The 18,750-nt window shown below is 65.5% G+C and carries 15 protein-coding genes; 7 read left to right on the forward strand and 8 right to left on the reverse strand.

Translation table 11 applies throughout. The features are described from left to right. Positions 1–32 precede the first annotated feature (32 nt). The 4 genes from SD72_RS11760 to SD72_RS11775 all read left to right on the forward strand — a co-directional run bounded on the left by SD72_RS11760 (position 33) and on the right by SD72_RS11775 (position 4,655). Complete coding sequence (locus SD72_RS11760) at positions 33–1,235, forward strand: aminotransferase class V-fold PLP-dependent enzyme (protein WP_042544663.1); 1,203 nt, start codon at positions 33–35, stop codon at positions 1,233–1,235. Further along, complete coding sequence (pepE, locus tag SD72_RS11765; protein WP_042544664.1) at positions 1,232–1,990, forward strand: dipeptidase PepE; 759 nt, start codon at positions 1,232–1,234, stop codon at positions 1,988–1,990. The genes SD72_RS11760 and pepE overlap by 4 nt, the downstream gene beginning before the upstream one ends. Beyond that, positions 1,990–2,934 (forward strand): DUF1177 domain-containing protein, encoded by a 945-nt coding sequence (locus SD72_RS11770; RefSeq protein ID WP_042544665.1) that lies wholly within the window; start codon positions 1,990–1,992, stop codon positions 2,932–2,934. Before pepE ends, SD72_RS11770 begins: the two co-directional genes overlap by 1 nt. An 83-nt stretch (positions 2,935–3,017) precedes the next feature. Beyond that, positions 3,018–4,655: an OPT/YSL family transporter gene (locus SD72_RS11775; protein WP_084767173.1), complete on the forward strand. Its 1,638-nt coding sequence runs from the start codon at positions 3,018–3,020 to the stop codon at positions 4,653–4,655. Positions 4,656–4,808: 153 nt separating this feature from the next. On the opposite strand, the gene SD72_RS11780 is transcribed toward SD72_RS11775, so the two are convergent. Beyond that, a complete protein-coding gene (locus tag SD72_RS11780) occupies positions 4,809–6,452 on the reverse strand; it encodes a solute symporter family protein (RefSeq protein WP_042544666.1) in 1,644 nt (547 codons plus the stop codon). Continuing rightward, on the reverse strand, positions 6,449–6,817 hold the full coding sequence (locus SD72_RS11785; protein WP_042544691.1) for a DUF485 domain-containing protein: 369 nt from the start codon (positions 6,815–6,817) through the stop codon (positions 6,449–6,451). Before SD72_RS11785 ends, SD72_RS11780 begins: the two co-directional genes overlap by 4 nt. A gap of 282 nt (positions 6,818–7,099) precedes the next feature. On the opposite strand from SD72_RS11785, the gene SD72_RS11790 reads away from it, so the two are divergent. Next, positions 7,100–7,825, forward strand: a complete 726-nt coding sequence (locus SD72_RS11790) for a helix-turn-helix transcriptional regulator (RefSeq protein ID WP_232299753.1) — start codon at positions 7,100–7,102, stop codon at positions 7,823–7,825. A gap of 80 nt (positions 7,826–7,905) precedes the next feature. Here the strand turns inward: SD72_RS11790 and SD72_RS11795 are convergent, their stop codons facing one another. The 3 genes from SD72_RS11795 to SD72_RS11805 form a co-directional block, all read right to left on the reverse strand. Beyond that, a complete protein-coding gene (locus SD72_RS11795) occupies positions 7,906–9,525 on the reverse strand; it encodes a solute symporter family protein (RefSeq protein ID WP_042544668.1) in 1,620 nt (539 codons plus the stop codon). Continuing rightward, positions 9,522–9,920: a DUF485 domain-containing protein gene (locus SD72_RS11800; protein ID WP_042544669.1), complete on the reverse strand. Its 399-nt coding sequence runs from the start codon at positions 9,918–9,920 to the stop codon at positions 9,522–9,524. Before SD72_RS11800 ends, SD72_RS11795 begins: the two co-directional genes overlap by 4 nt. Before the next feature lie 126 nt (positions 9,921–10,046). After that, positions 10,047–12,026 (reverse strand): AMP-binding protein, encoded by a 1,980-nt coding sequence (locus SD72_RS11805; RefSeq protein ID WP_232299750.1) that lies wholly within the window; start codon positions 12,024–12,026, stop codon positions 10,047–10,049. Between the two features lie 110 nt (positions 12,027–12,136). Here SD72_RS11805 and SD72_RS11810 point away from each other — a divergent pair, with 110 nt between their 5' ends. Next, positions 12,137–13,009 (forward strand): LuxR C-terminal-related transcriptional regulator, encoded by an 873-nt coding sequence (locus SD72_RS11810; protein WP_042544670.1) that lies wholly within the window; start codon positions 12,137–12,139, stop codon positions 13,007–13,009. 64 nt (positions 13,010–13,073) lie between these two features. Here SD72_RS11810 and SD72_RS11815 read toward each other — a convergent pair whose 3' ends face one another. Then, complete coding sequence (locus tag SD72_RS11815; RefSeq protein WP_042544671.1) at positions 13,074–13,790, reverse strand: MazG nucleotide pyrophosphohydrolase domain-containing protein; 717 nt, start codon at positions 13,788–13,790, stop codon at positions 13,074–13,076. A 112-nt stretch (positions 13,791–13,902) separates the two neighbouring features. On the opposite strand from SD72_RS11815, the gene SD72_RS11820 reads away from it, so the two are divergent. Beyond that, on the forward strand, positions 13,903–14,385 hold the full coding sequence (locus SD72_RS11820) for a hypothetical protein (RefSeq protein ID WP_042544672.1): 483 nt from the start codon (positions 13,903–13,905) through the stop codon (positions 14,383–14,385). Here SD72_RS11820 and mfd read toward each other — a convergent pair. Both mfd and pth read right to left on the reverse strand, forming a co-directional pair. Then, positions 14,382–18,101: a transcription-repair coupling factor gene (gene mfd / locus SD72_RS11825; protein ID WP_042544673.1), complete on the reverse strand. Its 3,720-nt coding sequence runs from the start codon at positions 18,099–18,101 to the stop codon at positions 14,382–14,384. The two genes, SD72_RS11820 and mfd, sit on opposite strands and share 4 nt — an antisense overlap. Further along, on the reverse strand, positions 18,098–18,685 hold the full coding sequence (gene pth / locus SD72_RS11830; protein ID WP_042544693.1) for an aminoacyl-tRNA hydrolase: 588 nt from the start codon (positions 18,683–18,685) through the stop codon (positions 18,098–18,100). Before pth ends, mfd begins: the two co-directional genes overlap by 4 nt. Positions 18,686–18,750 lie beyond the last annotated feature (65 nt).

Here is an 18,750-nt window from a genome sequence, read left to right on the forward strand (position 1 = left end):
GAGGTGGAATCAGGAAAGAGGCGAATCCAACGATGGACTGGCAGACCCACCAGGAAGCGAACCGCGCGGGCACTGAGCTCGGCGGAACCTATCTGTACTTCGACACCGCGGCCGCGGCTCCCCCGGTGATCGCGGCCGTCGAGGCGGCGAGTGAATACCTCTGGAAGACGACGCGCACGGGTCCATACCTGCCGAGCCTCCGAGCCGAGATCTACGCGCAGCTCGACGAGATCCGCGGCCGGGCCGCGAGCTTCTTGGGCGCGACGCCAGAGGAACTCGCGTTCACGCGCAACGGCACCGAATCGATCAGCCTCGTCGCACGCGGCCTACGCTTTGAACCAGGCGACGAGATCATCGTGCCCGACACCGAGATGCTCTCCAACATCGCCATCTGGCGGATGGTCGCCACAGAATCTGGTGCGACAATCGTCACGGTCGCCGGCGGCCCAACCGGCCTGCTCGATCCCGAGGCGGTGCGCGCGGCGATCACCGAGCGCACGAAGCTCCTGACGTTCGCGGCGCTCTCGAACGTGACGGGTGCCGTGCAGCCCGTCGTCGAGCTGTGCGAGGTTGCGGCTGCCGCTGGCGTGCTCGTGCACGTGAATGCCGCGCAGGCCATCGGCATGATGCCTGTCGGGTTCGACGTCTGGCCGTGCGACTTCATCTCAGCATGCACACGCAAGGGGCTCCGCGCGATCGAAGGCTCTGGCGTGCTCGCCGTGCGCGAGCAGCACCTCGACGCACTCACGCCAACGCTCGCTGGCTGGTGGAACGCGGGGCTCGGAGACGGTGAAGACGTCACGTTCATGCACGCCGCACGCAAGCTCGAAGCGGGCTCGCCGAACGTGCCCGCAATCCTCGCGCTCGGGGCCGCCATCGCGGTAGCCGAGGGGCTTGGGGTCGATGCGATCCACACCCGCGTGCGCGAACTCACGGAATACGCGGCAACCCGGCTGCGCGAGATCCAAGGCACGCAGATCTACGGGCCGGAGCGCGACGCTGATCGCCTCGGCATCCTGCCGTTCAACATCGACGGCTGCGACCCCGCGAAGCTCACGCTCGCGCTTGAGCGCCGCGGCATCATCATCGAGGCAGGTCACTTCATGGCGACCCCCATCCTCGCCGCGTACGGCGTCGAGCGGATGGCCCGCGTGTCGCTCCACTACTTCAACACCATCGACGAAATCGATCAGCTCGTCGCAGCGATCGACGCAGAAAGAGGAATCAACGCATGACCAACGCACTTCTCATGAGCAGCTCGCGGATGGGCAGCCTCGGCTACCTGGAGCACGCAGCACCGCAACTGAACACTGTGCTCGAGGGCACGAGCCGCAAGGTGCTCTTCGTCCCATACGCTGCCGTGTCCTTTTCCTACGACACCTACGAGGATCTCGCGGCCCCGCCGTTCACCGCTGTCGACGCGGAGCTCACCTCGATCCACCGCTTCGACGACCCCGTCGCCGCAGTGCGCGCCGCTGACGTGATCGCGATCGGCGGCGGCAACAGCTTCGCGCTGCTCAACCGGTTGTACGGCGCCGAGCTTGTGCGAGAGATCCGCACCCAGGTCACCGAGCGCGGCACCACCTACATCGGGTGGAGCGCTGGTACCAATGTCGCGACGCCAACGATCCGCACCACCAACGACATGCCGATCGTTGAGCCGCCCTCGCTCTCGGCCATCGGTCTCGTGCCGTTCCAGATCAACCCGCACTTCATCTCGGGGAAGCCTGCCGGCCACAACGGTGAGAGCCGCGAGGAGCGGCTCGCGGAGTTCACCGCGATCAACCCGGGCGAAGAGGTGCTCGCGATCGTCGAGGGCACTGCGCTGCACGTGACAGGGTCGCGAGGCACCATCCTCAGCAACGCGGCGCTCGACAGCGCGGGCTCGCACTCCGCCGACGGGCTCGTCTTCGCGAACGCCGCCGAGCCGCGCACGATCGCGGCGGGCGAGAGCTTCGAGCTCTCAGAGATCTCGGGGCCGGTGATCTAATGTCGATTCGCGAAATCCTTGAGGTCTCCGACGAGATGGACGATCCGCGCCTCTCCGGCGAACGGATCGCCGATCTTCTGCGTAGCGCCAACGCACCGGGCTGCGAGATCACCGTCACGAGCGTGCCATACGAGGCGCCGGAAGACCCCAGCCAGCTGTGCGACTTCGTGAAGGTCGTCATCCCTGGCGAGGCAGGCGGCATCGCGGGCGGCGACGCCCCGACGCTCGGGCTCATCGGCAGGCTCGGCGCGCAGCAGGCGCAGCCGGAGCGGATCGGCTACGTCTCCGACGCCGACGGCTCGATCGTTGCGATCGCCGCCGCGCTCAGGCTGCTCCGCCTCACCGCGGCAGGCGCGCGCCTCCGCGGCGACGTCATCATCACGACCCACATCGCGACCCACGTGAGCATCACGCCGCGCGAGCCCGTCGACTTCATGGGCGTGCCCGTCTCCTCCGAGCGCATGAACGAGTTCGAGGTTGACGAGCGGATGGACGCGATCCTCTCCTTCGACACTTCGAAGGGCAACCGCCTCATCAACCACCGCGGCGTCGCGATCTCCCCGACCGCGAAGGCAGGCTACCTCTTGCCCGTCTCCCCCGATCTCGTGACGGTGCTCGAGTACGCGACGGGCGAGCCCGCTCGCACTTTCCCGCTCGCGCAACAGGACATCACCCCCTACGGCAACGGCTATCGTCACTTCAACTCAATCATGCAGCCAACGATCGCGACCGCCGCCCCCGTCGTCGGGGTCGCCCTCACAGCGCGCGCCGTTGTTCCGGGGTCGTCGACCGGAGCGAGCTTTGAGGGCCCGCTCCTCGACGCGACGCGCTTCGCAGTCGAGGTGGCGAAGACCTTCGCGCGCGGTGAGGTCGCGTTCTACGAGACGACTGAACACGCTGCACTCATCGCACAGTACGGCGAATTGACCACTTTCCAGCAATAACTCCCCTTGCTCTCACCGCGCACGTAGCCAACAGACATGCCTGGTGCGCGGTGAGAGAATCCCTCCATGAGAAAAGACAGAACATGAATTCACCAACCGGTGCGCGGATCGGCAACGTTGCCGCAGCGCATCCCCGAGCCTTCGAGGTCGGCACCCTCCTCGTCTCCGTACTCCTCAGTCTCCTCGGTGCCGTCATCGGCGTCCACCTGATCACCACGCTCGGCATCTCGGCGAACACGAGCGTCATCGGGGCCGTGATTGCGATGCTCATCGGCCGCTTCTCGTTCCTTGGGCTCAGCAAGTTCCGCGACCCGCACCGCCAAAACATCATCCAGACCGCGATCTCCACGGCAACATTCGCCGCGGCAAACGGTCTACTTGCGCCGATCGCGATCCCATACGCACTGGGCATGCCCGAACTCGTATGGCCCATGCTCATCGGCTGCTCGCTCGGCATCATCATCGACGTCTTCATCCTCTACCGAGCCTTCGGTTCGCGCTTCATGCCCGCCTCAGCCCCGTGGCCTCCAGGCGTCGCTGCAGCAGAGACCATCCGCGCCGGCGCATCGGGTGGCAAGCGCGCGCTTATCCTGCTCGGCGGGGCGGGAGTGGGCGTCGTCGGATCACTGTTCTCGCTGCCAATGGCTGCGGGTGGCGTCGCCCTTATCGGAAACTTCTGGGCGCTCCTCATGTTCGGCATCGGGCTGCTTTTGTCGCAGTACGCACCCGCGCTCTGGAACGTCAACCTCGGCGAGATGTACGTCGCGCACGGCGTGATGATCGGCGCAGGCATCGTTGCACTGCTCCAGGTCATCTGGCTCATCCTCGGTACGCGCACCAAGAAGGCGAAGCTCACAGAGACAGCGCGCATCCAGGCCGTCGCAGAAGACGAGACGCTGCAGTACACGATCGACAGTACCAGGCTCGGGAAGTCCCTCGGTCTCGGCTACATCCTGTTCGTTGCCGGGGCGCTACTCATCGCGCTTATTGGTGGTGCGATGAACGACCTCACCATGTGGGGACTCATCGGGTTCGTGCTGTTCGCCGGTGTGGCCGCGATCGTGCACGAACTCATCGTCGGCCTCGCCGCGATGCACGCTGGTTGGTTCCCCGCGTTCGCGGTGACACTCATCTTCCTGATCTTCGGCCTCATGCTGAACATCCCCACCGTTCCGCTCGTCATGCTCGTGGCGTACTGCTCTGCAACCGGCCCCGCGTTCGCCGACATGGGGTACGACTACAAGACCGGGTGGATCCTCCGTCGAGAGCTCAAGCCGTGGAAGGCTGCCGAACTCATCGGCCGCCGTGAGCAGCTCAAGGCAGCGATCATCGCGATCGCCGTCGCAATCGGCGTCGTCGCCGTTTCCTGGGAGGGGCTCTTCGCGGACGGCAAGCTTCCCCCGTCGTCGAAGGTCTTCGCCGACACGATCATGGCAGGCGTGACCGACCCGAAGATCATGCTCACGATGGCGCTGTGGGCAATCCCAGGCGCGCTTATCCAGTTCTTCGGCGGGTCAAAGCGCCAGATGGGCGTGCTGTTCGCGACGGGGCTGCTCGTCGCAACGCCGAACGCCGGCTGGCTCGTGCTCGTCGCGCTCATCATCCGCATCGTCTGGACGAAGGTCCGCGGCGAACAGGGCGAGCAGGAGCTGTCGCTCGTCGGCGCGGGTGTCATCGCAGCCGACTCCATCATGAACGTCGGCAAGGTCATCAAGTTCTGACGCGGTAGGGGCGCACGCCCCGCCAGCACCCGCGCCATCAGCTGCGCGGCTTGCACGTAGCGAGGGCCCCGTCACCTGTTGGGTGGCGGGGCCCTCGCGTTTGGGGGAACGGCGGTTCAGGTTTGGTTTCTGACTGAACCGCTCGCCGCGCGCTCAGTGCTTCACGGGTGGCTCAGCACCGTAACCGGTCAGCTCGCGCACCTCCATCTCGGCTGCGAGCTTCTTCGACTCGACTGTCTTGTCGGTGACCGAGAACAGCCAGGCGAGGAAGAAGCCAACCGGGATCGAGATGATGCCCGGGTTGGACAGCGGGAAGATCGCAAAGTCGACGTTTTCGCCAAACATCGAGTTTGGCGATCCCGAGACAACGGGCGAGAGCGCGATGAGACCTACAGCCGTCACGAGGCCGCCGATCATCGACGCTACCGCGCCGCGCGTCGTAAACCGCTTCCAGAACAACGAGAAGAGGATTGTTGGCAGGTTCGCCGACGCCGCGACGGCGAAGGCGAGCGCCACGAGGAACGCGACGTTTTGGCCCTGCACCCCGATGCCGCCTGCAATCGCAACGATGCCGATGACCACGGTGGTGTACCGCGCAACACGCACCTCCTGTTTCTGGGTCACTCTGCCCTTCTTGATCACGTTCGAGTAGATGTCGTGTGCGAACGCTGCGGAAGCCGTGATGGTGAGCCCGGCGACGACCGCGAGGATCGTCGCGAACGCGACCGCGGAGATGAAGCCGAGCAGCACAGGCCCGCCGAGCTCTGCTGCGAGCAGTGGCGCCGCGGAGTTCACCCCGCCTGGTGAGGAGACAATGGTGTCCGGCCCAACGAACGCTGCTGCCCCGTACCCGAGCACGAGCGTGAACAGGTAGAAGATGCCGATCAGCCAGATCGCCCAGACCACTGACTGCCGCGCTGCCTTTGCCGTCGGTACGGTGTAGAAGCGCATGAGCACGTGTGGCAGCCCCGCGGTTCCCAGTACGAGAGCTAGCGCGAGGGACACGAAGTCGATCGGGAGCGCACCGTACTGGATTCCGGGTGCGAGGATCGCATCACCGTTCGTGTTCTCCGGGTTCGACACCGCGGCCTCGAGCACTGCGGCAAAGTTGAAGCCCTTGAGCGCGAGCACCCAGATTGTCATCGCGCCGGCGCCGAGGATGAGCAGCGCTGCCTTGATGATCTGCACCCAGGTGGTCCCCTTCATTCCGCCAATGAGCACGTAGAGGATCATGACGAGCCCGACGATGGCGACAACGAGCGACTGGCCAAGGCTCGTGTCGACGCCGAGGAGCAGCGAGACGAGCCCGCCGGCTCCCGCCATCTGAGCGAGCAGGTAGAAGAACGTGACGGCAAGCGTCGTGAGCGATGCCGCCATGCGAACGGGGCGCTCCTTCAACCGGAACGACAGCACGTCGGCCATCGTGAACTTCGCCGTGTTGCGCATGAGCTCGGCGACGAGGAGCAGTGCGACGAGCCACGCAACCAGGAACCCGATCGAGTAGAGGAACCCGTCGTACCCGTTCACGGCGATGGCGCCGCAAATACCGAGGAACGAGGCCGCCGAAAGATAGTCACCTGCGATCGCGAGCCCGTTTTGTCTGCCGGTAAAGGAGCGGCCGCCCGCATAGAAGTCGGCGGCCGTTCGCGTGTTGCGGCTTGCGCGGATCACAATGACCATGGTCACGGCGACGAACGCAAGGAATATTGAGATGTTGAGGATCGGGTTTTGATCCGCAGCATCGACAGCCTTCACTATCCCGTTCGCCGCCAGACTTGGCAACTCAGCTGCGCTCATGATGTGCCTCCTTCGGCCCTAGGGACCATAGTTTCCAGCTCGGCGCGCAGGGACTCAGCAATCGGGTCAATCCGACGGTTGGTGTACATGACGTAGGCGGTGGTGATTGCGAATGTGGTGACAAACTGCGATAGCCCAAACCAAATCCCGACGTTCATGCCGAGCAGTGGCCTCGCCATAAAATCGTGCGCAAAGGCGCCGAGAACCACGAACAATAAAAACCAGGCGAGAAAGGCCGCGGCGAGCGGAAATACGAACCGCCGCAGCCGTCGCTTCAATTCACGGAATTCCGGCCTGGCTTGGAATTCCACGTAGTCGATGGAAGGGGAAATACCTTCCACCGCTTCGGATGCTGCATCGGACATTTGGGCCTCCTTGCCCTGCCTCGAGATTTCAAGGCTCGCCAACGAGAGCTGCAACCCGGCTCTCCACGAACCTTGAGAACCGCAACTGTGCGGTCTGGCTCCGATGCTAGAAACCGTGGTATGCATGTAGTACCCCCAAAAGTTGGGAAGCCGGTGATGTCTTCTGCAATTGACCCGAGACAGCGGCTCCTTCAAGAAGCCGTGACCGAGTTTTCGCGTGCGACGGGGTTCCCAGTCACCTTTGGAGGCTATGCATCCGAGGGCGTAACCGCTGTGACTGCGATGAGCGGCGCCCATGGAGAAGGCCTGCTGCGCCTTCGCGTCGCGAACAGCCGTGGCCTCGGTGGCAGGGCCATGGTCGAGCACCGCCCGCGCTTCACAAGGGACTACATGGCCTCGCGCAACATTAGCCACGACTACGACGCGGAAATCGGGAGCGAGAGCATCGTGATGCTCGTCGCGGTCCCCGTCGTCGTCAATGACGAAACGCGGGCAGTGCTCTACGGGGGAACGCGCGGCGGCTTCTCCCCAGACGGCACCTTCATGCGCGCGGCAGCCGCCGTGCGGCGCGACCTCGTGCGTGAGATCCTTGCGGCCGACGAAGGCGACCTCCTCGGGGAACGCTCCCAGCAGCTCGATACCGAGCTCCACCCCTCAGTTCTCCCCGGCCCCGTCCTCGAGGAGTTGCGCAGCAGCCACGCCGAGGTGCGGCGCATCGCGGCAGAAACCACTGACCCAGTCGCACGCGCACGACTCGCTGCGCTCGAAGCCCGCCTCGCCGGAATCGGCCACGATCCGCTCCCCCAGGTAGACGTGCACCTCACCGCACGCGAGGTCGACGTGCTCAGCCAAGCCGCAATCGGGGCGACGAACGCCGAGATCGGAGCCACGTTCGGCATCGCTGAGAGCACGGTGAAGAGCTACCTGAAGACCGCAATGGGAAAGCTCGAGTCGTCGACCCGCCATGCGGCAGTCGCAGCTGCGCGCGGGCGTGGCCTCATTCCCTAGGCGTGGCGCACGCGGCAGGCCACACACAAACGCACTCGCCGACCCAAAGGGCCGGCGAGTGCGTGCGAAACAGACGGTGCTTAGTGGTTGACGGGCGGTTCTGCCCCGTACCCCGTAAGCGCGCGTACCTCCATCTCAGCTGCGAGCTTCTTCGACTCACGCTTCGGATCCGTGACCGACCCGATCCAACCAAGGAAGAAGCCGAGCGGGATCGACACGATGCCAGGGTTCTTCAGCGGGAAGATCGCAAAGTCGACACCGGCGCCGAGCATCGCCGTCTCGTTCCCCGAAACGACGGGCGAGAAGGTGATGAGCAGCACTGCAGCGAGCAGGCCGCCGACCATTGACCACACCGCGCCGCGGGTCGTGAACTTCGACCAGAACAGCGAGTACAGAATTGTCGGAAGGTTCGCCGACGCAGCGACAGCGAACGCGAGCGCAACGAGGAACGCAACGTTCTGCCCCTGCACGCCGATACCGCCGAGGATCGCGGCAGCGCCGATCACGATTGTGGTGATCTTCGCAACACGCACTTCCTGCTTCGCGGTCGCTTTGCCCTTCTTGATCACGCTGTTGTAGATGTCGTGTGCGAACGATGCCGAGGCCGTGATGGTGAGGCCAGCGACCACCGCGAGGATCGTCGCGAACGCAACCGCCGAGATAAACCCGAGCAGCAGCGGACCGCCGAGCTCAGCGGCGAGCAGTGGCGCAGCGGAGTTCTGGCCGCCGGGAGCATTCGCAATCGTCTCCGGACCAACCACGGCAGCTGCGCCGTAACCAAGGACCAGCGTGAAGAGGTAGAAAATACCGATGAGCCAGATGGCCCACACCACCGAGCGGCGGGCTTCCTTTGCGGTCGGCACGGTGTAGAAACGCATGAGCACGTGCGGCAGACCCGCGGTGCCAAGCACCAGCGCAAGGGCGAGCGATACGAAGTCAAGCGGATTCGCACCGTACTGCAGGCCTGGTGAGAGGATCGCGTCCCCGTTGACGTTCTCTGGGTTGTTCACGGCGGCATCGAGCACTGCTGCGAAGTTGAATCCCTTGAGCGCGAGCACCCAGATGCTCATTGCTCCGGCGCCGGCGATGAGCAACACGGCCTTGATGATCTGCACCCACGTCGTGCCCTTCATGCCACCGATGAGTACGTACAGGATCATGACGACGCCGACAACCGCAACCACAAGCGACTGACCAAGCTTGTCCTCGACACCGAGCAGCAGCGACACGAGTCCACCAGCACCCGCCATCTGTGCGAGGAGGTAGAAGAATGAGACGGCAAGCGTAGTGAGCGCCGCGGCCATCCGCACCGGGCGCTGGCGGAGACGGAACGAGAGCACGTCCGCCATCGTGAACTTTGCCGTGTTGCGCATAAGCTCCGCGACGAGCAGCAGCGCGACGAGCCACGCAACGAGGAAGCCGATGGAGTACAGGAATCCGTCGTAGCCGTAGATCGCGATTGCGCCACAGATGCCGAGGAACGACGCTGCCGACAGGTAGTCGCCAGCAATCGCGACGCCGTTTTGACGCCCGGTGAACGACCGCCCACCCGCGTAGAAATCCGCGGCGCTGTTGTTACTGCGGCTAGCGCGGATCACGATCACCATCGTCACCGCGACAAACGCGAGGAAGATGGCGATGTTGAGGACGGGGTTTTGCGCCGCCGAAGCTTCGGCGGCGAACATGACTGCGCGGTTCATCGGATTCCCCCATCGGTGGTGTTCGGTGCGTCGTGAGGCGCTGCGAGCTCCTCGAGCTCAGCACGGAGCGCCGTACTGGCCGGATCGAGTCGTCGATTCGCAAATGCGACGTACCACATGGTGATCCCGAACGTGGTGATGAATTGGGCGAGGCCGAGCCAGAGCCCGACGTTCATGCCGAGGAAGGGGCGGGCCATGAACTCGTGGTTGTAGGCGCCGAGCAGCACGAAGGCGAGGAACCAGAGGATGAACGCGACCGCGAGCGGGAACGTGAACCGGCGGAACCGGGATTTGAGTTCTTGGAACTCGGGTTGCGCTTGAAACGCTTCGTAATCGATTGGGGTGTCTTGGCGCGCGTCTGCGCTCCCTTCGACACCTGGGGGAACAGCATTCATGGGGCCTCCTTGCCACACGGGGATGGTTCTCTTCATTGCGAAACTTGTGTGCCTTGGCCGCTTCGGCACGGCCAGGCAGCGACCTCAGCAGTTCGTTGGGTCACCGGGTACTACTGCGCTCTCGCGCTATCGGGGCAGCGTCACCACGTTCGTTGCCGGAGCTGAGACCGTGGTCGACAGCGCAGCGATGAACTCGTCGATCACCCCGGGATCCTCGATCGTCGCGGGCACCGTGTAGGTCTCACCGTCCACAATCTGCCGCATCGTTTTTCGGAGGATCTTGCCCGAGCGGGTCTTCGGGAGCCGGTTGAGCACGGTGACGTCGCGGAACGAAGCGACGGGCCCGACCCGCTCACGAATGAGGGCGACGAGTTCGGCGGCGAGCGCTTCGCTCGAGATGTCGTTGCCGCGCGCGACGGTGACAAAACCCGCCGCCCGCTGCCCCTTGAGGGCATCGGCGATGCCGATCACCGCGCACTCCGCGACCGCGTGGTGCTGTGTGAGGACCTCTTCAAGGGACCCCGTCGAGAGGCGGTGCCCCGCGACATTGATCACGTCGTCGGTGCGGCCCATCACGAACAGATGCCCGTCTTCGTCGAAGTGGCCGGCGTCGCCGCTCGCGTAGTAGCCGGGGAACGCGGCGAGGTAGGAGTCGATGAAGCGTTGCTTGCTCCCCCAGATCTCGAGCATTCCACCGGGTGGGAGCGGCAGCTTGATCGCGATGTTGCCCTCGACATCTGGTGCGGTGATGTCGGCACCGGCGGCGTCGACGATGCGCACGTCGTAACCGGGCATCGGCACGGTTGTGGATCCGGCCTTCACCTGCAGCTCTTCGATGCCGAGCGGATTCGCGCAGATGGGCCATCCGGTCTCCGTCTGCCACCAGTGGTCGACGACGGGAACGCCGAGTCCGTCGCGCAGCCAGTGCCAGGTCTCCGGATCCATCCGCTCGCCAGCGAGATAGATGGCTCGCAGGTTTTTCAGATCGTACTTCGCGAGCTCGGTGAGTTCTGGGTCTTCGCGGCGGATCGCTCTGAGCGCCGTCGGCGCGGTCGAGAGGATCTTCGCGCCGGTCTCGGCGAGCACGCGCCAGAACGCGCCAGCGTCGGGGGTGCCGACCGGCTTCCCCTCATAGAGCACGGTGGTGCCGCCGGCGATGAGCGGGCCGTAGACAATGAAGGAGTGGCCAACGACCCAGCCGACGTCTGACGCCGTGAAGATGGTGTCGCCAGGGCCGAAGTCGTAGATGCCGCGCATCACCCAGCTCAGTGCGACGGCGTAGCCGCCGCTGTCGCGCACGATGCCCTTCGGGCTTCCCGTTGTTCCTGAGGTGTAGAGGATGTAGAGCGGATCGTTTGCGCGCATCGGGACGGGGGCTGCTGGCGTCGCGCCTGCGACGAGCGTCTCCCAGTCGTACCAGGTCGCGCCCGCACCGTCCTCGGCGTAGTCGGCTGCGGAGCCGGGGACATGCTCGCGGTCTGCGACGACGACGGCGCGCACGCCCGAGGCTGACTCGCCGCAGATCTCGAGTGCGCGGTGGACGAGGGGGAGGTAGCGAACCTGCCTGCCTGGCTCGAGCCCACCAGAGGAGGTAACAATGACGCTGGGCTTTGCATCGTCGATGCGGGTGGCGAGCTCGTTGGCCGCAAACCCGCCGAACACGACGGAGTGGATCGCGCCGATCCTGGCGCACGCGAGCATGGCGATGACGGCTTCCGACGTCATGGGGCAGTAGATGAGCACACGGTCGCCTCGCGTCACGCCGAGGCCGCTGAGCACCCCGGCGAACAGTGCGACTTTGTCGCGCAGTTCCGTGTACGTGAGGCGGATCTGCGTGCCGGTCATTGCCGAGTCGGCGATCAGCGCGGTGGTGTCGCCGCGGCCTGCCGCAACGTGGCGGTCGAGTGCGTTTTCGCAGACGTTGAGGGTGCCGTCAGGGAACCAGCGCCATTCGGTTTCGCTGCGCTGTTCGAGCGCGGTGCGCGGTGCGGTGTCCCAGTGGATGCGTTCGGCTGCCTCGAGCCAAAACTCGTCTCGCTGCGAGTGACTGCGGTCCCAGACTTCCCGGTAACCCGCGCGAGGAACAACTGACAAATCTTCTCTCACGATGTGTCTCCTGTGCGATCTCTCAATACACATTGCGTCGTTGCGATGTGTTTCACTGATGCTATGTAGCGCGTATACGATGGATATACCCCCGAAAGTTGGTAGCTTCAATGATGAAACTCACCCAGTCAAACCTCAGCACAGTTGTTGACGACGCTGTGTCCGAATTCGCGCGCGCAACCTCGTTTCCACTCGCGTTCGGCGGTCTCGAGTCCAACGGCACCACGACCGTAAGCGCCGTCTCTGGCAATCGCACCCGCAGCCTTTTCGGCCTGCGGGTGCAGCGCGCGCGAGGCCTCGGCGGCCGCGCCATGAGCGAGGGCCGGCCACGGCTCACGCCCGATTACGCCCGCTCACAGCTCATTACGCACGACTACGACGTCGAGATCGGCGCCGAAGACATCGTCACGCTCCTCGCAGTCCCCGTGATCCTCGACGGGCGCGTCCGCGCCGTCCTGTACGGCGGCAACCGCACCGATTCGCTCTCGAAGCGCGCCTCTATGCCCGCCGGAATAGCCATCGCGCAGGAGCTCGCGCAGGAGATCCGCATCCAGGACGAGGTCGAACGCCGCGTCGCCGCACGCGAAGCGAATACGGTCGCTGGTGTGCCCGAGCGCGGCGGAATTGGCGAGATCCCGAGCGATATTCTTGAGGAACTTCGCCGCGGACACGCCGAACTTCGCGCCCTCACAGCAGAGGTGACGGACACGCGGGTGCGCGAGCGCCTCACTGAGCTCGGCAATCGGTTCGCCCGCATCGGCACAGCAAGCGCCGTCTCCGCCCCACCCGTGCACCTGTCGCGACGCGAAATCGATGTGCTCGTGCTCGTGGCCAGGGGCAACACCAACGTCGAAATCGGGCTCGCACTCCAGCTCACCGAGAGCACCGTGAAGAGCTACATGAAGACCGCGATGGGCAAACTTGAGGCATCAACGCGACACGCGGCGGTGGCCACCGCACGCGCACACGGCCTCATTCCGTAGCGCGCAGCGATCGCGATTGCGGCAGCACGATCCGCCCGCGCGGCCGCGTGCGTGGATCGCGTCGCTACACGCAGCCGACCCGCTCAGCGAGGCGTGTCGTTGCCAGCCGAAGGGAGCGGTCGGGATCAACGCCCGCCGCATTCGCGCGAATGATGAGCGCGAGCATCGCATCACCAATGCCGACCTCAGCCATCGCAGTCTCGGTCGGCCCGATGGCTGCAGATAGCGGATCCTCAGCAGATCGCTCAGCCGCGGAGGGATCGACAAGGCGGGCCCGCTTCAACCGCTCGACGACCTTCGCGGCCCGCGCAAGCGTCGGCATCCCAGCAGGGATTCCTTCTAGTGGGGAGCGCGAACCACGCTGCTCCCCCGCAGCATCTTCCTTGAGCTGCTCCCACTCCGCGTTGAGCTCCTCAACAGTCATGTGCCCGCGATCTCCAAAGACGTGCGGGTGCCGCGCAACGAGCTTCGCGTTGAGCGCCTCCGCTATCGAGGCGAGGTCGTAACCCTCGCCGTCACGCTCGGCGATGACCGCGTGGAACAGTACCTGGTAGAGCACATCACCGAGCTCGCCACGCACCTCCTCCGCTGGTAGATCGCGTTCGATCGCGTCGATAAACTCCGCCGTCTCTTCGATGAGGAACGGTGCGAGCGTCTCGTGCGTTTGGGCAGCGTGCCAGGCACAGCCTCCGTCCGCAACCATGCGGCGCACTGTGTCAAGCACCCCCTGCACTGCTTCGCTCGCGGGTGTCGGTTTGGGTCTGTCAGAGCCAGCGTCCATAGTCTGAGCCTAACGGGTGAGCCGATCAGCTCGCTGACAGGCTCCGGTGTTGCGCATCCACCACCGGCCGAATCCCAGCCGGCAAGCACCTTCCGCCGTTAAGCTCTCACGCATGAGCCCCCTGACGAATCGACGCACATCCGCGACTGTCGCCGTTGCCGCGCTGCTCATCACCCTCACCGGCTGCTCGGCGATCCCGCTGGGTCCCTCAGCCTCCAGTGGCAGTGTGCAGGTACCCAACCGTATTGGCCCAGAGGGCTGCGGAATCAGCTCCGAGCGGATCACAAGCCTTCTCGACAGCGCAACCGCCCAACTTGGCACCGTGCAGGAGTCTGTCCTCGCCGGAGAGGTTCCCGATCTCGCCGCACTCGTCGCCCCGTTCGAGGGCGACCTGGCGTCGCTCACGCAGGAGGTCACCGATCCACAGGCGCTCGCCGCCCTCGAAGCCGTGCAGACCGCGCTCACGGGGTTCGGTGACATCCCCGCACCAGGAAACGTGCTCGAGGCGCCCGGATACGTGCAGGAGATCACCGGCCAGATCGCGCAGCTGCGCGACGCTGGCACGGCGCTGCAGCAGCTCTGCTCTGCGCCCTAACCCGCGTTGGTCGAAGGATCCGGCTCGAGTAGGGCCGCGATCACGCTCGACGTCCAGGCGACGATATCGCCGTCGTCCGGTGTCGCGCGCTGGCCGACGCCGGCGAGTGGGCTCTTGGCCGACGCCGTGCCGCCAGGCAACGGAATCTGCAGCGTCTTCGTCGTCTCCGTGTACTTGCCGCCTGGGTACATGCGGTTCATCCGCATGCGGCGCGAGTCCAACAGCGTGACCGGTTCGAGGCGCAGGGTCGGGCCGAGCGCGACGACCTTCGACAGCCCGAGCAGCGAGGCGCGGCGCCGCAGCGCCGAGACCCCTGCGAGACGCAGCACCTCGGCCGGCGGCTCGCCGTAGCGGTCGGTGAGCTCCTCGAGTACGAGCCCGACGTTCTCTTCCGGTGCCTGCGGGTGCGAGGCAGCGGAGAACTTCTGGTACGCCTCGAGGCGCAGCCGCTCACTCTCGACGTACTCCTCCGGGATGTGCGCGTCGACCGGAAGCTCGAGGATGAGTTCGTGGTTCGCCTGAACGTCCTCCCCCTTGAACGTGCTCACGGCCTCCCCGATCATGCGCAGGTAGAGGTCGAAACCCACTCCGGCGATGTGCCCCGACTGTTCCCCTCCGAGCAGGTTGCCTGCGCCGCGCAGCTCGAGATCCTTCAGCGCGACCTGCATGCCGGAGCCGAGCTCGTTGTTCGCCGCAAGAGTCTCGAGCCGCTCGTTTGCGTGCTCGGTGAGCGGCTTGTCAGGGTCGTACAGGAAGTACGCGTATGCGCGCTCCCGGCTCCGCCCAACGCGTCCGCGAAGCTGGTGCAACTGGCTCAGGCCGTACTTGTCTGCCTGATCGATGATGATGGTGTTCGCGTTCGCGATGTCTAGCCCGGTCTCGATGATCGTCGTCGACACGAGCACGTCAAACTTGCGCTCCCAAAAGTCCTGCACGACCTGCTCGAGCTGGTGCTCGGACAGCTTGCCGTGCGCGACGGCGACACGCGCCTCCGGCACGAGCTCCGCGATCTTCGCGGCGGTGCGCGCGATCGAACTCACCCGGTTGTGCACGAAGAACACCTGCCCCTCGCGGAGCAGTTCGCGGCGGATCGCTGCCGAAATCTGGCGGTCGCTTCGGGGCCCAACGAAGGTGAGGATCGGGTGGCGATCCTCTGGCGGCGTCGCAAGCGTCGACATCTCGCGGATGCCGGTGACCGCCATCTCGAGTGTGCGCGGAATCGGCGTCGCGCTCATCGCGAGGATGTCGACGCCGGTCTTGAGTGCCTTGAGCTTATCCTTGTGCTCGACGCCGAAGCGCTGCTCCTCGTCGATGATGAGCAGGCCGAGATCCTTGTAGATCACACTGTCGGCGAGGAGCCTGTGCGTGCCGATTACGACGTCGACGGTGCCAGCGGCGAGCCCCTCGAGCGTCTCCTTCGCTTCCTTGTCGGTTTGGAAGCGACTCAGCGCGCGCAGCTGCACGGGGAAACCCGCGAAGCGGTTCTGGAACGTCTCGAAGTGCTGGTTTGCGAGCAGCGTCGTCGGCACGAGCATCGCAACCTGTTTGCCGTCCTGCACGGCCTTGAACGCAGCGCGGATCGCAACCTCGGTCTTGCCGAAGCCGACGTCGCCAGCGAGCAGCCTGTCCATCGGAACGGGGCGCTCCATGTCGCGCTTGACCTCGTCGATCGTGGTGAGCTGGTCAAGGGTCTCCGCGAACGGGAACGCCTCTTCAAGCTCGCGCTGCCACGGGGTGTCGTCCGAGAAGGCAAAGCCGGGGGAAGCCATCCGTGCCGAATAGAGCTTCACGAGTTCAACGGCGATGTCGCGGACGGCCTTGCGGGCCTTCTTCTTCGCGGTTGACCAGTCGCTGCCGCCCATCTTCGACAGTGGCGGCGCCTCGCCGCCGACATAGCGCGAGAGCTGGTCGAGCTGATCGGTCGGCACGTACAGCTTGTCGCGTGGCATGCCGCGCTTCGTCGACGCGTATTCAATCACGAGGTACTCACGCAGCGCCTTGCCTGCGTCACGGCCGATGCCGGTCGGCACCATCCGCTGGGTGAGCTCAACGAACTGGCCGATGCCGTGGGTCTCGTGCACGACGTGGTCGCCCGCGACGAGTTTGAGCGGGTCAACGACGTTCTTGCCGCGTCGGCGCGCAAGCTTCTGCCCTGTCGCCCCCTGCGAGGTGACCGTCCGCCCGAAGAACTCGGTCTCCGTCTCGAGCAGCAGCTTCGCTTCTTCGCTCTCGAAACCCTGCCAGGCGATGCCGGTGACGAGGTAGATCACACCGGCCTCGAGCTTCTCGGGGAGCTCATCGACAATGCGCGCCGCGGCCCCCACCTCTGCGAGCAGGTCGCGGGCGCGCTCAACGAGCCCGGCGCCCTGCGCGGTGACGACCGTCCGCCACCCCTCGCTCACGCGCTTGCTCAGGTAGGTGAGGGCGTGCGCGGTCGCATCGCCGTCGCCGGCGCTTCTGCGCACGGATCCGCCGTGCACGGTAACGATCGCGTCGTCGACGCCGTCGATCACGGTGAGGCCGCGCGGCTCGTCAGCGCCGCTCTCACCCGCGCTCTGAGGGTCTGGCACGGGGGTGTCCGCCGCGTCACGCACGAAGCCCGTCATGCTCCACCACGGCCGAGCCGGGGAGGCACGCCTGAGCTCGGCTACGGTGAGCATGCCGCTGTCACCGGTCGGAATCGGGGTTTCTGCGCCGACCGTTGCCGCGTGCCAGGCCGCCTCGCGGAATTCGTTGTTCGTATCCGAGAGGCTGACCGCACGGCCAGCCACTCGCTCGGGCGAGACGACGAGCACGGCGCCGCCTGCAGGCAGGAGTGCCGTGAGCGGTGCGAGATCGGGGATGAGCTGCGGCAGCAGGCTCTCCATCCCCTCAACGGCAATGCCCTCGGCCATTTTCTCGAGCATCGTCGACAGCGCTGGGAACTGCGGCAGCAAATCGGCCGCACGCATGCGAACGTCGTCCGTGAGTAGCAGCTCGCGCGCTGGCCACAGCTCAAGCGCGTCGACCGGGTCGCCTGCGCTTCGCTGGTCAGACACCGAGAAGCGGCGGATCTGATCAACCTCATCACCAAAGAAGTCAACGCGCATTGCCTGTTCGGCAGCCGGGGGGAAGACGTCGAGGATACCGCCGCGCACCGCGAACTCGCCGCGCCTGGTCACCATATCAACGCGCGTATACGCGAACTCGACGAGCCTGCGTGAGAGCGCGTCAAGGCCGTGTCCGGCAGCGCCGACCGTTGGCTCTTCTCCCGCGCGCAGCACCACAGGTTCGGCGTACGCGGCGTGCGGGGAGACCGGCTGCAGGGCCGCGCGCACCGAAGCGACAACCACGAGCGGTCCGCGCTCGGCCTGCTCCGGGTTCTGGCCATAGTCGCGAAGCATCCGCAGGGCCTCGGCCCGCCGCCCAACCGTTTCCGGGCTCGGGCTCAGTCGCTCGTGCGGGAGCGTTTCCCATGCGGGGAACTCGGTGGTGAGAGCCTCGGGAATGAGCGAGGCAACAGCCTGGCGGATGGCGTCAGCCTCGCGGCTCGTCGCGGCAATGAGCAAGTACGCACCGCGATCGCCGCCAGCGCGGCGGCGATGAATGAGGCCGGCGATCAGCGGGGCACGCAACCCGTCGGCGACCGAAAACTCCGAGTCCCCCGAAGCCGCATCGAGAGCTCGCGCGAACGAAGGGGCTTGTGCGAGGAGGCCGTCGAGCCCTTTCAGGCTCACCGAGCTCCCCCGTGGAAGCGCTGCTGCGTCGCGGTGAGACCGTCGGTGACAAGCATTTCGCTCGCGTCAGCCGCGTCCTCAAGCAGCACTGCCAGGGTGTCGCGCTCGGCGGAACCAAACGGCTTGAGCACGAAGTCTGCTGGGTCTTGCTGGCCGGGCGGCCGCCCGATTCCGATGCGGACGCGCAGGAAGTCTGGGGTGCCAAGCGCCTTGGCGATGTCGCGCAGGCCGTTGTGGCCACCGTGCCCGCCGCCCTGCTTGAGCTTGAGCGAGTCGAACGGCAGGTCGAGTTCGTCATGCAGCACGATGACGCGTTCCGGCTCGACGCCGAAGTACTTCGCGAGCGCTGAGACCGGGCCGCCGGAGGTGTTCATGAAGCCGTTCGACTTCGCAAGAATCAGCTTGGGGCCGCCAGGGGCGGTGCGGCCCTCGGCGACACGAGAGTTCGTCTTGTGCGGCGAAAACTTCGCGCCCATCCGGTCCGCAAGCACATCAAGGGCCATCTGCCCTACGTTGTGCCGCGTCGTCTCGTACTTGGGGCCAGGGTTGCCGAGACCCACGACCAGCCAGTTGTCACTCGCCACGGTCTCTTCGTCCTTTTTCTTTCGCCACCAGAACACCCCTTAAGCCTATGCGTGATTCCGGACGA

This window comes from Leucobacter komagatae (assembly GCF_000834055.1).
Taxonomy (GTDB): Bacteria; Actinomycetota; Actinomycetes; order Actinomycetales; family Microbacteriaceae; genus Leucobacter; species Leucobacter komagatae_A.